The organism is Pseudoalteromonas haloplanktis ATCC 14393 (assembly GCF_000238355.1).
GTDB classification, from domain to species: domain Bacteria; phylum Pseudomonadota; class Gammaproteobacteria; order Enterobacterales; family Alteromonadaceae; genus Pseudoalteromonas; species Pseudoalteromonas haloplanktis.
In genome coordinates, this window is record NZ_AHCA01000015.1 from 14,432 (window position 1) to 30,011 (window position 15,580).

Consider the following 15,580-nt stretch of genomic DNA (forward strand, 5'->3'; position numbering starts at 1 on the left):
AGCATGCGCGGTTTAGCTTCACTCCTCTTATTAGCGTCTGCATTGGTGGTAACACCGATATACTCCCAAGACGGAGCTCAATTAAAAGGGCCTAAAGGCGTTGACTATGGCGTTCAAGGACGTTCAATCGGGCCAATAAAGCCGACTGATACATTATGGCGTATTGCAGCAAAAGTACGACCAGATAACTCGGTAAGTATTTATCAGGTTATGCAGGCTTTTTATGAAAAAAACCCTCAGTCATTTCTAGATCAAAACCTGAATCATATGCGTGATGGCGCGTATCTAAAAATCCCTACATTAGCTGAGATGCAAGCTGTAAGCCCTGAATTGGCAAAGCAACGCTCTGAGCAGGATGATGAGTTATGGGAAAAAAAGAAAAACGGCACACTGACAACAAGCGAAATAACCGCATCACAAAAGAAAGTTACTCAAGCGCGTAAAGTTGATGTTGATGAAGCAAAACAAGAATTAAAACAAGAAATCAACAGCATTAAAGCGCAGCAAGGTACGCAACTGGTCGAACTGCAAAAACAGTTCAAGTCATCCGTGGATAATGTTGAAGAGATATTAGTTGAGAATAATAAACTAAAGCAGCAGCTTACAGGAGTTTCTAAAGAGCTTGAGAGCATTCGCGAGCAACTCGGCCAAGACAGTGAAATTCAACGACAATTAAAAGAATTAATCGCCAAGCAAAATGAAATTATAGAGCAACAAAATGCAAAAAAGCTCGAAGAGACTAGCGAGTTTAGTTTTGCTGGACTATTAGCCAATCCGCTAGTTCTCATACTATTAATGACTATACCTGCCTTGTTGGTCATCTTTGCCATTATCATGTTTTTACGTAAACGTAATAACAGCCAAGATGAAAGTGCAGATGATGATGAATTTTTACCGCAAAGCCCAAGTTATACCGCAGATGATATTGATGATGTAGGCCCTCCACTTGACCCCATTATTCCTGATCCAGTGCCCAATGATCTTGATGATTTAAGTGTGCAGTTGGACGATGTGAATGACGATATTTTACCAGACGATGACGACATTATTTTTGATGACAACATTGATGATGAATTTGAAGATGGGGATAGCTTATTAAATCAAGATGAACTCGATGGTTTACTGAGCGATGACATCGTATTTGATGATGAAAATAAAGAGCAAGAAGATGAGCTCGATATTTTCATGCAACAAGATTTTGACCAAACAGATGATGATAGTTTGGGTGACGATATCGATTTAGATATGAAGACGGATTCTGATGATGGCGGTATCTTGAGTGCTGCTGATTTAGATGATCTCTTCGCAAATGATAGCGATGAGCCTGTAGTGGCCGAAGAAGATGACTCAGATGATGAATTAGCTGCACTCAGTGAAGAATTAGCAGGTGAAAGTGGTGATTTTGACATCGACGCCTTGATCGACGAGCAAAGTACTAATAAATCAACCTCAGCAGAGCCTGAACTAGTTGAAGAAGACGATGAGTTTGATTTAGATGACATCGACGGCTTGATTGACGAAGCTGCAAGTGAAAAGAGTGCCGCAGAGCCTGAACTAGTTGAAGAAGACGATGAGTTTGATTTAGCTGACATCGATGGCTTGATTGACGAAGCTGCAAGTGAAGAGAGTGCCGCCGAGTCTGAACTAGTTGAAGAAGACGATGAGTTTGACTTAGATGACATCGACGGCTTGATTGACGAAGCTGCAAGTGAAAAGAGTGCCGCAGAGCCTGAACTAGTTGAAGAAGACGATGAGTTTGATTTAGATGACATCGATGGCTTGATTGACGAAGCTGCAAGTGAAGAGAGTGCCGCCGAGCCTGAACTAGTTGAAGAAGACGATGAGTTTGATTTAGATGACATCGACGGCTTGATTGACGAAGCTGCAAGTGAAAAGAGTGCCGCAGAGCCTGAACTAGTTGAAGAAGACGATGAGTTTGACTTAGATGACATCGACGGCTTGATTGACGAAGCTGCGGGTGAAAAGAGTGCCGCAGAGCCTGAACTAGTTGAAGAAGACGATGAGTTTGACTTAGATGACATCGACACATTAGCTGATGAAACCGCGGGTGAAGGCAGTGCCGCAGAGCCTGAACTTGTTGAAGAAGATGATGAATTCGATTTAGATGACATCGACGAATTAGTCAATGAAACTGCAAGTGAAAAGAGTGCCGCAGAGCCTGAACTAGTTGAAGAAGACGATGAGTTTGACTTAGGTGACATCGACACATTAGCTGATGAAACCGCGGGTGAAGACAGTGCCGCAGAGCCTGAACTAGTTGAAGAAGACGATGAGTTTGATTTAGATGACATCGACGGCTTGATTGACGAAGCTGCAAGTGAAGAGAGTGCCGCAGAGCCTGAGCTTGTTGAAGAAGACGACGAGTTTGATTTAGATGACATCGACGAATTAATAGATGAAGCTGCGGGTGATGACAGCTCAGCAGTGGCAGAACTAGCTGAGGAAGATGACACATTAGATGTTGATGAACTCGACGAATTAATAGATGAAGCTGCTGGTGAAGACAGCCCAGCAGAGCCTGATCTTGTTGAAGACAACGATGAATTTGATTTTGGCGATATTGATAGCTTATTAGATCAAACTGCTGATACACACTCTGAGCCTGAAGCTGGCATAGAGCCTATCGAAGCCGAAGATGAACTTGATTTAGGGGATATTGAAAGTTTAGCGGATGACACACATAACACGCAGCTTGATGAAGCACTTGCAGATTCGATGGAAGAGTTATCGAATGTAGAAGATGAGCTTGATGTTGAAGATGTTGAATCAATCGCTTCTAGTCTTGTTGATGAATTAGAACCTGAGTCAGAGATTATAGATACAGATGATTTATTGGCGCAATCGAGTGAAGAAACAACAGATGAGCTACTCGATGAAGACGATTTACTCGATGAATATGACGATCCATCACTCAAAAGTGTTGATGACTTACTCAATGAGCTACAGCAAGAAGATGATTATGTAGAGCCGCCAGAATGGTCTGACGTTGATGAATTGAATGATGAACTCAATGATGAAATTGAGGAAGTTGAAATAGACTTGGGCGATGACCCGCTTGCAGATGAAGAGCTTGCAGACGAGTTTGATCTTGCATTAGCAGATGAACCGCTTAACACAGAAACAGTGACCCCAAGCGTAGAGCTTGATGAATACCCTGAGCTTGAACTTGATGATGAAGAGAGTGAAGGTAGCGAAACGTTAGATGACTCTAATGCTGATACGCCCGAGCTACAACTTAGTCAAGCAGAGCAAGATCTGGCCAACGCCATGGCGACAGGACAAGACTTAGATAGCTTAGAGCAAGACTTTGACGATGAATTATTAATTGAAGATGAGTTGCTTGCTGATGATATCCCATCAAGCGAAGAGCCACAGCTTAGCGATGCGCTTACGGCGGATGAAAATACTGACGATGCAATTGAGTCAGCGACCGAGTTAGACGAGTCTTTAAAGCAGCCACCTGTATTGGATGATAGTTTAGATCCACAGCAAAATGAACTGTCAGACGATCAGCTTGATGACGACTTTATGGCTGATTTAACGCAAACTGATTTTGATGCATTACTCAGTGAGTTAGCTGAACCTGAGTCGCTAGAAATTGATGAAAGCAGTGACTTTGAAGTTGATTTTAATGCGTTGTTAAGTGAAGATCTTGCTGAATTAGAAGAGTTTTCAACAGCTGATGAAATGGACTTGCCTGAGCTAGTTGACGAGGTTGTTACTGCGCCAACAAATGAAGATGAGACTACCGAAGAATTTGTAGATATAGATGCATTGATTGAACAAAGTGATGACGCAAACTTAGATCATGAGCCTTATGATGATGTAAATATGGATGTCGGTCTGAGTGAGTTTGACGCTTTGTTAGCGGGGGATAACCCAACAGATGTTGATTTAGAAAGCGGCGGTTTTTCAGCTAAACTTGATTTAGCGCGAGCTTATATAGAAATAGGTGACATGGACGCAGCTCTGGATGCTATTGAGGATGTGATTGCCAATGGGCCTGAAGAAGTGCAAGAAGAAGCGCTTAGTTTAAAAGCCAAATTAGCTTAAATTAACAAAAGGGTATAAACGCAGTTTATACCCTTTTTTCATCAAAATGCGTTAGCTTTAAGAAAGACAACACTGCTAATTTGTAATGAGTTACTTTTATTAGATTAGCATATAGCATAAAATGCCCGTCCTTTAGTACAGTAGGTAAAGCAGTAATTATGCGAGTAGCACTTGGAGTTGAGTACAACGGCGCCCGTTACAGTGGTTGGCAACGTCAATCACATGTAAATAGTGTACAACAAGAAGTAGAAACCGCGCTTTCGCGTATCTGTAATCATCCAGTAGAAATCGTTTGCGCAGGCCGTACAGATGCGGGTGTGCATGGTACAGGTCAAGTTGTGCACTTTGATACCGATGCTGCGCGTGAGATGGTTGCATTTACGATGGGCATGAATACTTTATTGCCTAAAGATATTGCAATTCGTTTTGCTAAACCTGTTAGCGAAGATTTTCATGCTCGCTTTAGCGCGACAGCAAGACGCTACCGTTATGTGATTTACAATTCCTCCTACCGTGGCGCAATCATGAATGAAGGTGTTACTCATTTTCACCACCCCCTTGATGAGAAAAAAATGCAAGAGGCCTGTCAGTATCTGGTCGGTGAGCATGACTTTACATCGTTTCGCGCGTTACACTGTCAAGCTAATACAGCCAACCGAACTATTCATCATTTATCGGTAAAGCGCCAAGGTGAGTATGTGATCATTGATATTAAAGCAAATGCTTTTTTACATCACATGGTACGTAATATTACAGGGTGTTTGATGGATATCGGTTTACATAAGCAGCAACCGGTGTGGCTTAAAGAGCTACTTGATTTTAAAGAGCGTGCTAAAGCCAGTGCGACAGCAAAAGCAGCGGGTTTATACTTAGTAGATGTTGATTACCCTGAGCAGTTTGAAATACCATCAACGCCGCTGGGGCCATTATTTTTAGCAGATACTGAAGTTTGATGGGTGATATTTTGAACGTATTCGCATAGGCATTTCACTACTAAGACCAGTTTTTTATACCGCCTATGTGTAATTCATGTTTTAATTGAAAAAATTTGTCTGTCAATTATCTTTTGGCAGGAACGCAGCAAAGCACAGAATAGTATTAAGAGAGTTGCAAATGAGTTGGTTAGAAAAAATCCTACCTAAAACAACAAAGTCTTCGGCTCGTAAAGAGATACCTGAAGGTGTTTGGGCAAAATGTACAGATTGTGATTCGATTTTATATAAAGCTGAATTAGAAAAATCACTGAATGTATGCCCTAAATGCAATCATCACATGCGTGTGAGTGGTCGTAAGCGTCTTGAGCACTTCCTTGATGATGCAGATCGTCAAGAGTTAGGCGCAGAGCACGAGCCAAAAGATGTTTTAAAATTTAAAGATTCTAAGAAATATTCAGATCGCATTACTGCTGCGCAGAAAGCCAGTGGTGAAAAAGACGCGTTAGTTGCCATGAAAGGCCGCTTAAAAGGTATTCCTGTCGCCGCTGTTGCATTTGAATTCTCATTTATGGGTGGTTCAATGGCATCGGTGGTTGGCGCGCGTTTTGTTGACGCAGTTGATCAGTGTTTAGAACATAATATGCCACTCATTTGTTTTTCTGCTTCTGGTGGCGCGCGAATGCAAGAGGCACTTATGTCGCTTATGCAAATGGCTAAAACCAGTGCAGCTCTTGCGAAAATGAGCGAAAAAGGCTTGCCGTTTATTTCTGTTCTTACTGATCCGACCATGGGTGGTGTATCAGCATCATTAGCCATGCTAGGTGATATCAACGTTGCAGAGCCAAAGGCATTAATTGGTTTTGCGGGTCCGCGTGTTATTGAGCAAACGGTACGTGAAACGTTACCGGAAGGTTTCCAGCGCAGTGAGTTTTTACTTGAGCACGGTGCAATTGATATGATTGTAGATCGCCGTGAGATGCGCGATACGCTAGCACGTGTATTGGCTAAATTTATGAACTTGCCTTCTACCGAACAAGAGCATAGAGTAGCGTAAATTTCAGCTTAACTAATTACATGCTATGACAAAAAACATTCCTAGCCAATCATCAAGCCTTGATGATTGGCTTTGTTATTTAGAAAGTGTTCACCCTGCAAATATTGCCATGGGCCTTGAACGCGTAGCCGACGTTGCTAACAACATTGGTTTATTAGACACTTCAAGTAAAATCATTCTGATTGGTGGTACTAACGGCAAAGGCACCACAGCCCGCTGTTTAGAGTCGCTATTATTAGCACAAGGCTACAGCGTAGGTACGTATGCATCTCCGCACTTGATCCGTTATAACGAACGCGTACGAATAAACGGCGCAGAGCTTGATGATCAATTTCATATTGATGCATTTGATTTATTAGAGCAGGGGCGTGGCGACACACCACTGACTTATTTTGAATATGGTACACTTGGCGCGCTGGCTATTTTTAAGCGTCACGCTGTGGATTATGTGTTGTTAGAAGTGGGGCTGGGTGGGCGTTTTGACGCAACCAACATAGTCACACCTTATGCAAGTGTAATTACCACCATCGATTTAGATCACAAAGAATACCTAGGTGATACCCGCGAATTAGTGGGTTATGATAAAGCTGGTATTTTTAGAGCAGGCACCCCAGCTATTGTCGGCGATTTAAATATACCCCACACAGTGACTGATTACGGGCGGCAAATAAATGCTGACATGTATTTATCAGGGCAGCAGTTTAACTTTGCTGAGTATGAACACACGTTTAGTTGGCAGTATCAAGGGCAGCAACTTGAATTTTCAAAGCCTGCCATTCCGTGTCAAAACGTGGCAACAGCGCTGACTACATTAGCCGTGTTAAACTTATTGCCGGATGAGACAATGATCCGCGACTGTTTAACTAATTTAGTCGTTGAAGGTCGTTTTCAGCAACTAAGTCGTGAGCCTTTGGTCTATACTGATGTTGCGCATAATCCTGAATCTGCACGCTATTTAGCTAAAAAGTTAGCTCAGCTACAAGATCAAGGCTTTAAAGTTCATGCGTTAGTCGCTATGCTGGCTGATAAAGATAAAGTTGCTGTATTAAATGAACTGAACTCAGTCGTTGATACTTGGTATTTAGCTGGACTAACTTGCTTTCGTGGCGATAAAGTAGAAAACCTAGCTAAATCAATGGAGCAAGTGCAAACGCACGCGCGGATTGAACAATATCAAAGTGTTGATGACGCGTTAGATACGGTGTTGCCTCAGCTAGATGAGCAATCGATTTTGATTGTATTCGGCTCCTTTTTTACCGTAGCAGCTGCCATTAATTATTGGAAAAAATAGAGAGGAATCTGGTGAACTCAGGCTTTATAAATCGTTTGGTCGGCACAAGTATTGTGGTGATTGCAGCTATCGTGTTTATTCCTAACATTCTTGATGGCGAAAAAGTACATTACAAAGAAGGCTTTAAAGCCATCCCTGACCGCCCTGAGTTCAAAACCATCGATCTCCAAGAGGCAATTAATGATCAAGTGGCTAATGCTCAACAGCCAACAGCAGAAGCCGAGGAAGATATCTCAGCGGATGATAAACTGCTCACCAGTGCCGCTGAGGTCGCCGTGGAGTCAACATCCGCAGAGCAAGTAATGGTTGAAGCATCAACAGAGCAAGAAGCTGTTGTAGCTAAAGCGCAACCAGTTGAAAAGCAGCCAGAACCAGCTCGTAAACCTGAAGAGAACTTATCGAAAATGGCGTATGTGATCCAGCTTGGAAGCTTCTCACATGCTGCGAATGTTAAATCATTACAAGCGAAACTCAGTGACAAAGGGTTTAAAACGTTTACTCGTCCAGTGAAAACACCGAATGGTACTTTAACCAAAGTTTTTGTGGGTCCGTCGCTAAATAAAGCAGAGCTTGAGAGTAAACTCCCTGAATTAAAAGCGCTTACTAAACTCAATGGTAAAGTTACCCAATTTGAAGTAACAAAATGATCTGGCATTTAGTGTCGACCTCTTATAGAATGCGCCCCAAATTAACGACTAGTTGGTTCATATGATCTGGGTTGATTACGCCATTCTTGGCATTATTGCACTGTCTACTATTATCGGTTTAATTCGTGGCTTTATCAAAGAAGCAATGTCTTTGGCCGTGTGGGCTGGCGCATTTATCATCTCTAGTTTGTTTTACCAATATTTAGCTTCCTTTCTAACCAGTATTTCTGAACCCCTTTTAAGAAATGCAGCGGCCATTGCCATATTATTCTTTGCGACGCTATTGTTAGGCGGATTGTTAAACTACCTTTTGGGTGAACTGGTACATCGTACCGGCTTATCTGGCACTGACCGTGTCTTTGGCATTGTCTTTGGTGCACTTCGTGGCGTGTTGGTCGTGAGCGCGTTACTCTTCTTTCTTGATGCTTTTACTGGTGCACCTAATACGCACTGGTGGGGTAACTCTATTTTGATCCCAGAATTTGGCTTTGTTGTTGAGTGGTTTTTTTCATACCTCGAAAACAATTCAAGCTTCTTAAATTCGGTCAACCGTTAATCGGCGAGGAAAAATTTCATGTGTGGTATCGTTGGAATAGTCGGAACATCTCCTGTAAATCAGGCGATTTATGATGGCTTAACTGTTTTGCAACACCGTGGCCAAGATGCTGCGGGCATCATTACCATTGAAAACAACACCTTTAGTTTACGTAAAGCAAATGGCTTAGTGAAAGATGTATTTCACACCCGTCATATGAAGCGCTTACAAGGTACTATTGGTATCGGTCATGTGCGCTATCCGACTGCTGGCTCGTCTAGTTCGTCAGAAGCACAGCCGTTCTATGTTAACTCACCGTTTGGTATTGCTTTAGCGCACAATGGTAATTTAACTAATGCTGAGCAGCTTAAAGAGCAATTGTTCTGCGAAGCTCGTCGCCACGTTAACACAACCTCAGATTCAGAAATTTTACTTAACATCATGGCCCATGAATTAAGTAAACCGAATAAACTTAAGCTTGATCCTGAAGATATTTTTAACGGCATTACAGAAGTAATCAATAAAGTGCAGGGCGGCTATGCCACTATTGCGATGATTATTGGTCACGGTATTGTTGCCTTTCGTGATCCAAATGGCATTCGTCCATTAGTATTTGGTAAGCGTGATACAGCTCAGGGGACAGAATATATGTTCGCGTCGGAGAGCGTTGCACTTAAAACTGATGGCTTTGAGTTTGTTCGTGATGTAGCTCCAGGCGAAGCAATTTACGTGACTGAAGCAGGCGAGTTCTTCTCACAAACATGTGCAGAAAAGGCCTCGTATTCACCGTGTATTTTCGAGTTTGTATATTTTGCGCGTCCTGATTCAAATATTGACCGCATGTCTGTTTACGCGACTCGCGTTAATATGGGCACTAAATTAGGTGAAAAAATTGCACGTGAATGGGCAGATAAAGATATCGATGTCGTTATCCCAATCCCTGAAACATCGTGCGATGTAGCATTAGAAATTGCCCGTGTACTGGAACTACCATACCGCCAAGGTTTTGTTAAAAACCGTTATATTGGCCGCACGTTTATCATGCCTGGCCAAGAAATGCGTAAAAAGTCGGTACGTCAAAAGCTTAATGCGATTGACCGTGAGTTTAAAGGTAAAAACGTATTGTTAGTAGATGACTCAATTGTACGTGGTACTACATCTGCTCAAATCGTTGAAATGGCTCGCGAGTCTGGTGCTAAAAATGTTTACTTTGCTTCTGCTGCTCCAGAAATCCGCTTCCCGAATGTGTATGGTATCGATATGCCATCTGCTGCGGAGCTAATTGCTCATGGCCGTGAAGTTGAAGACATTAACGCAAGTATTGGTTCTGATGGTTTGATCTTCCAATCATTGACTGATTTAATTGCTGCAGTATCGCAAGAGAATCCTGAGATCACGCGATTTGAAACGTCAGTATTTGATGGTCAATATATTACCGGCGGCATTGATCAAGATTATTTAAATCGGATCGAGCAGCTACGTAATGATTCAGCAAAAAGTAGCCGTGAAAGTGCGATGTCTTCTGGTTTAGAGTTACATAACCAAGAAGAAAATGGTTCAGATTAACAAATAGTTAAATTCAAGATATAAAAAAAGGAGCTAAATTAAGCTCCTTTTTTATGAAGGAAAGAAATAATAACACTACTTTTTAATACAACTCACTGAACTTTTTAAACGCATTTATCCTATGTTTATGTAAAAGTTGGGCTGACAATACCATTAGTCCAAAGCATTGCGGTGACTGCTAAAATAATCACCAGTAAAATTAATCCACAAGTTACTACTGAGCTTGCGTAAATAAAGCCGCGCTCTTGCGGTATATGCATTAAAATAGGCACTCCTGTGTACAATAAATAAACTGAGTAAGCTAAAGCAACAATACCTGCGCATACAACAAACCACAACTCCGGCCAAAACGCTGCTAACGCAGACATAAACACCGGTGTTGAAGTATAGGCTGCAAGCTCTAGGGTTTGGGTGAATGTTGGCTCGGCACCAAAAGTAACTGCCATCCAATGCGCTAAATAAGCCAATGCAAATACACCAACAATGAGTGCGGCGTACATTGCAGCTGCAATCAATATTGCACTATCGTGGGTTAAAAATACTGGATCACCAGTACCTATACTCCAACCTAAATAAACAGATGAGTAATAACCCATTACTGACGGAAACAGCGCTATCAACAATATATGTGAAAGGCTATACGTCAAACTTTCGTGACGGTTATCTATGGTTTGCCACTCTTCGAGCGGGTGGGCATAAATGCCCCATAAATGGTTTAATATCATAGTGTGTGCCCCATAAAAGGAAGTAGACGCTGTTTTATTTTTATACAGCTTGTATTAAGTTATGGTTCAGTAATGGGGGCTTGTCAAGCAACTGTAATTTGAAAGTACGCCTTACGACAAGGATAATATATGGCTTAGTTTTATTCTTGCTATGGTTTCGTGATAAAATGACTGGTCGATAAATTTTATTATAATGAGCAGCCTAAGTCGTGCCATATAGCCAACTCTTACAACCAATCAATAACTTCCTGCAATGTGAAACCCCGCAGGCTTGGATAGATGAAGCCATAAAGCCTGAAAATTTAAACATTTTACTGATTGATCACCTGATATGTGAGCTTAAAGCAGCCCAGTCGGCTATGTTTTTGATTCGTAAATATGCCGTTGATAAAGACAGCAGTGACGCATTGCTTGAGTGGCTTAAGCCATTTGAAACACTTATTTATAAGCGGGAAGGGAATTGGCAAGATTTAGCGGCAAAAAATAAGCTGAATAAATCGGTGATCCCAAAATCGGATTCACCCTACGGGCAAGATTTGGTTGATAAAATGGTAATGCTGATAAAAGAAGAACTGCATCATTTTTATCAAGTACTCGAGATCATGGATGAATACGGCGTTGAATATCAAAGTATTACGCCATGTCGTTATGCTAAGGGTATGCTCAGGCATGTTAAAACCTATGAGCCTGATGCGCTGGTCGATAAGCTTATAGTGGGCGCTTACATTGAAGCACGTTCGTGCGAACGTTTTGCAAAACTTGCTCCGCATTTAGATAAACGGTTAGGTGATTTTTATATTTCATTACTGCGCTCTGAAGCCCGTCATTATCAAGACTACTTAACACTCGCACAAGAAATTGCAGATTTCGATATCACAGAACGTGTTGAATTTTTTGCTGAAAAAGAACGTGAATTAATTGTCTCGGTAGATACTGATTTTAAGTTTCATTCGGGTACACCTACTTCTTAATTAGGTTATATGAACTGGCTCTAACAATTAAAATTATAAGGATATTAAATGAAGAAGTTAATTGGGTTTTTATCACTATTTAGTGTATCTGTTTGGGCTAATGAAGGAGGGGTTCCTACTTTTTTTAATTCAGAATCAAATAAAGAATACATTGCGCTAATAGACCACCTTGTTGCAGTGTTACCAAAGAACGGTAATCCTGAGTTTTTAAGTGTGTTAGCGTCCCCTTATGGTTTGTTAGATGTGCAAGCGACTAAGTTTAGCGATGACTTAGATAAAAACAGTTTTGCTAATTTTAATATGGGTGTTATGGGCTCTGCGATTTTTGATACTGAGCAAAAATATGTGAAGGATTTGCCAAACCGCTTTTTATGCCATCAAAGCAGCTGCAGAAAGCCGAGGCTACAACTTGCAAAAGAACTGACTTCTCATATAAATACCATAGAAGCATTTTTCACTGAAAACCCAACGATAAATTTAGTCAGCATTTTAGATCAGTACGTATACCGTATAAATAATGCCTTTTATACGCCAGACAGTGTAATTGATTATACGCCTTCTGCTGAAGCTGGTTTTGTACCATCAGCCGAATTTAAACAGTATGTTAGTGCAATTGAACGTTCCCCTTATTATAAAATCGAAGAGCAGACTTTAGCTATTCGACAGCTTATGCACAAAATGGGCATCAAGGTAATCCAGCAAGTAAGTGCTTCACAACTGCGTATCATTGTGATGGGGATAAGTAATAATCAGTGGGGGATAGTATATAGCCCTGATAATAGTTACATTCCTGTGCTTGGTGAGCGAAATTTGCAAGGGTTTGCATTTGATGATGTTGAAAAGTTGGCTGAAAACATATTTTATTATCAAACCAATTAATATTCTATTTGTTCGCTACAAATGGCTCGCTAATTAGGGTTTGCTGTTTTTCAGTTACCACCAAGTAGGAGCCTTGGCTATACCAGTCACCTAAAACAGTGCGCGTCAGTTGCGTACCAGCTATATTGTAATGATGCACATCAGGGCGGTGGGTATGTCCGTGGATCATATTAGTGACTTGGTGTTTAGCAAAAACGTCAAGTACTGCGTCTTCTGTTACATCAAGAATTTCTAACGCTTTACCTGCTTGGTTTTGTTTTGATTTTTCGCGTGCTTTTTTGGCAACACCACGGCGATACCACAGAGGCAGTGCCAGCATTAAACGCGGCCACCACCAACCACGGCCTTTTTTGCGAAATTTTTGATACTCAATATCTTGAGTACACATTTCATCGCCATGTAAAATAACAGTTGGCGTACCGTATAAATCGATGACAGTTTGTTCGTTGAGTAAGGTCATGCCAGCTTTTTTCGCGTAGCCATTTCGCATGATAAAGTCACGGTTGCCATGAATAAAAAATACTGGGGTACCGTTGTCACTCACTTGCCTAAGTCGAGCTGCTACTTGAGTTGATAGAGGCGTAACATAATCATCGCCTACCCATACCTCAAAGAAGTCACCTAAAATATATAATGCATCTACATCTTGATTTACGATGTGGTTATCTAAGAATTGGTAAAAAGCAGCGCTTATATCAGGGCGGCTCTCAGTTAAATGTAGATCGGCAATAAAGTAAGTTTGGCGCATTGTGACTCGGTCATGTTAACGAAAAATAAAAAGCGGATAAAATATCCGCTTTATAATATACCCACCAGCCCCAAGTCGCGAGCTTGAGACTAAGTGAGCACAAAGCTAACTTAGTCTACAGTTACGCTTTTGATGATAACGTCATCAAGCGGTACATCTTGATGAAAGCCTGAGCTGCCAGTAGCAACGGCTTTGATTTTTTCAACTACGTCCATGCCTTCTACTACTTCTGCAAATACGCAATAACCCCAGCCTTGTGATGTTTCACTGCTAAAGTTTAAGAAATCATTGTCGTTCACGTTAATGAAAAACTGGGCCGTTGCTGAATGTGGATCTGGCGTACGTGCCATTGCTAATGTGCCTTTTTTGTTCGAAAGGCCATTATTTGCTTCGTTTTGAATAGGATCATGCACTTCTTTTTGAATCATGCCAGGTTCAAAACCACCACCTTGAACCATAAAACCATCGATTACACGGTGAAAGATAGTACCGTCATAAAAGCCAGCATTAGCATACTGTAAAAAATTTTTAACCGTGTTTGGTGCTTCTGTTTTGTGCATGTTAATGGTGATATCACCAAAATTTGTGTGTAGAACAACCATGAGGTTTCCTATTAGCTGATTTAATTAACGCTATTTTATCTTAGTTAGCTAAGATTAACAAAGTGCTTATTGATTTGATAAAGCGCTAGAGCAGGGGCTTTGCAAGTGGTAACATAGCCAACCAAGTAAACAGTCAAGGATTAAAAATAAATGGTAAATATTTACAACACACTCACGCGTCAAAAAGAGCAATTTAAACCTATGGTCGAAGGCAAAATCGACATGTATGTGTGTGGTATCACCATTTATGATTACTGTCACATTGGGCATGCTCGTACCTTTGTTGGTTTTGATGTAATAGTGCGCTACCTTCGTCACTTAGGTTACGATTTAAAGTATGTACGTAACATCACAGATGTTGATGACAAAATTATTAAGCGTGCCAATGACAATGGCGAAGCGATTAATGATTTAACCGTACGCATGACCAAAGCTATGCATGAAGACTTTGATAGTTTAAATATGCTACGCCCCGATGTTGAACCAACAGTAACAGGGCACATGGATGAAATTATTGAGATGGTTGAGCGCTTGATTACAAAAGGCCATGCCTATGTTGCAACCGACGGTGACGTGCTTTTCGATGTGTCTACCTTTGAGCAATACGGTGCATTATCGCAACAAGACTTAACTATGTTACAAGCTGGCTCGCGGGTAGAAGTTGCCCAAGATAAAGACGATCCACTTGATTTTGTATTGTGGAAAAAAGCAAAGCCAGGTGAACCATCATGGTCATCACCTTGGGGTGAGGGTCGCCCTGGTTGGCACATTGAATGTTCAGCAATGAGCTCTAAGCATTTAGGCGAGCATTTTGATATTCACGGTGGTGGTTCGGATTTACAGTTCCCGCATCATGAAAACGAAATTGCGCAATCGTGCTGTGCAAATAACGGGAAATACGTAAACACGTGGATCCACACCGGCATGGTGCAAGTAAATAAAGAAAAGATGTCTAAATCATTAGACAACTTTTTTACCGTTCGTGATGTGCTTAACGAGTATGACGCTGAATCAGTCCGTTATTTCTTGATTTCAGGTCATTACCGTAGCCAGCTAAATTACTCGCAAGAGAATCTAGACCAAGCTCGCTCTTCACTTGAACGTATTTATACTGCGTTGCGTAATGTTGAGCCAATTGCGTGTGAGCTTAAAAGTAACGAGTATGTCGCTAAATTTAGAAAAGCCATGAATGATGACTTTAATACTCCAGAAGCGCTGCCAGTTTTATTTGAACTTGCTAAAGAGCTTAACCGTGTTAAAGACTCAGATGCTGAGCAAGCAGGAAAATTGGCGTATACCTTACGCAGTATTGGTGAAGTACTGGGCGTTGCACAGCAAGCTCCTGAAATGTTTTTACAAGGTGGTCAAGCGGATGACGAAGTCGCTGAAATTGAAGCGCTTATAGTTAAGCGTAACGATGCCCGTGCAAATAAAGATTGGGCCGCAGCTGATGAAGCACGCGATGCACTTAACGCATTAGGCGTCGTACTTGAAGATTCAGCAGGTAAAACGACGTGGCGTAAAGCGTAAGTTAACTTTATTTCTCGTTTAAA

13 protein-coding genes are annotated in these 15,580 nt (G+C 41.4%); 10 read left to right on the forward strand and 3 right to left on the reverse strand.

The features are described 5' to 3' along the window. Positions 1-3: 3 nt before the first annotated feature. The 7 genes from PHAL_RS0120015 to purF all read left to right on the forward strand — a co-directional run bounded on the left by PHAL_RS0120015 (position 4) and on the right by purF (position 10,102). Positions 4-4,074, forward strand: a complete 4,071-nt coding sequence (locus PHAL_RS0120015; protein ID WP_016710217.1) for a FimV/HubP family polar landmark protein — start codon at positions 4-6, stop codon at positions 4,072-4,074. A gap of 158 nt (positions 4,075-4,232) precedes the next feature. After that, complete coding sequence (gene truA, locus PHAL_RS0120020; RefSeq protein ID WP_016710218.1) at positions 4,233-5,027, forward strand: tRNA pseudouridine(38-40) synthase TruA; 795 nt, start codon at positions 4,233-4,235, stop codon at positions 5,025-5,027. A gap of 160 nt (positions 5,028-5,187) precedes the next feature. After that, complete coding sequence (accD, locus tag PHAL_RS0120025; RefSeq protein ID WP_016710219.1) at positions 5,188-6,063, forward strand: acetyl-CoA carboxylase, carboxyltransferase subunit beta; 876 nt, start codon at positions 5,188-5,190, stop codon at positions 6,061-6,063. A gap of 25 nt (positions 6,064-6,088) precedes the next feature. After that, positions 6,089-7,354, forward strand: a complete 1,266-nt coding sequence (gene folC / locus PHAL_RS0120030; RefSeq protein ID WP_016710220.1) for a bifunctional tetrahydrofolate synthase/dihydrofolate synthase — start codon at positions 6,089-6,091, stop codon at positions 7,352-7,354. A gap of 11 nt (positions 7,355-7,365) precedes the next feature. Then, entirely contained in the window at positions 7,366-8,001 is a 636-nt protein-coding gene (locus PHAL_RS0120035; RefSeq protein ID WP_016710221.1) for an SPOR domain-containing protein, read from the forward strand. Positions 8,002-8,062: 61 nt separating this feature from the next. Then, positions 8,063-8,557, forward strand: coding sequence for a CvpA family protein (locus tag PHAL_RS0120040; RefSeq protein ID WP_016710222.1), 495 nt, complete (start codon positions 8,063-8,065; stop codon positions 8,555-8,557). 18 nt (positions 8,558-8,575) lie between these two features. Continuing rightward, positions 8,576-10,102: an amidophosphoribosyltransferase gene (gene purF / locus PHAL_RS0120045; protein WP_016710223.1), complete on the forward strand. Its 1,527-nt coding sequence runs from the start codon at positions 8,576-8,578 to the stop codon at positions 10,100-10,102. 125 nt (positions 10,103-10,227) lie between these two features. On the opposite strand, the gene PHAL_RS0120050 is transcribed toward purF, so the two are convergent. Beyond that, complete coding sequence (locus tag PHAL_RS0120050; protein WP_016710224.1) at positions 10,228-10,827, reverse strand: Yip1 family protein; 600 nt, start codon at positions 10,825-10,827, stop codon at positions 10,228-10,230. Positions 10,828-11,036: 209 nt separating this feature from the next. Here PHAL_RS0120050 and miaE point away from each other — a divergent pair, with 209 nt between their 5' ends. Together miaE and PHAL_RS0120060 are read left to right on the forward strand one after the other, a co-directional pair. Continuing rightward, positions 11,037-11,798, forward strand: a complete 762-nt coding sequence (gene miaE, locus PHAL_RS0120055) for a tRNA isopentenyl-2-thiomethyl-A-37 hydroxylase MiaE (RefSeq protein WP_016710225.1) — start codon at positions 11,037-11,039, stop codon at positions 11,796-11,798. 48 nt (positions 11,799-11,846) lie between these two features. Next, the gene (locus tag PHAL_RS0120060) at positions 11,847-12,677 is read left to right on the forward strand and encodes a hypothetical protein (protein ID WP_016710226.1); all 831 of its coding nucleotides are present in this window, start codon (positions 11,847-11,849) and stop codon (positions 12,675-12,677) included. 4 nt (positions 12,678-12,681) lie between these two features. Here the strand turns inward: PHAL_RS0120060 and PHAL_RS0120065 are convergent, their stop codons facing one another. Both PHAL_RS0120065 and ppiB read right to left on the reverse strand, forming a co-directional pair. After that, the gene (locus tag PHAL_RS0120065; RefSeq protein ID WP_016710227.1) at positions 12,682-13,425 is read right to left on the reverse strand and encodes a UDP-2,3-diacylglucosamine diphosphatase; all 744 of its coding nucleotides are present in this window, start codon (positions 13,423-13,425) and stop codon (positions 12,682-12,684) included. A 110-nt stretch (positions 13,426-13,535) separates the two neighbouring features. Beyond that, a complete protein-coding gene (gene ppiB, locus PHAL_RS0120070; protein WP_016710228.1) occupies positions 13,536-14,027 on the reverse strand; it encodes a peptidylprolyl isomerase B in 492 nt (163 codons plus the stop codon). A gap of 150 nt (positions 14,028-14,177) precedes the next feature. On the opposite strand from ppiB, the gene cysS reads away from it, so the two are divergent. Beyond that, positions 14,178-15,557: a cysteine--tRNA ligase gene (cysS, locus tag PHAL_RS0120075; protein ID WP_016710229.1), complete on the forward strand. Its 1,380-nt coding sequence runs from the start codon at positions 14,178-14,180 to the stop codon at positions 15,555-15,557. Positions 15,558-15,580: the final 23 nt, after the last annotated feature.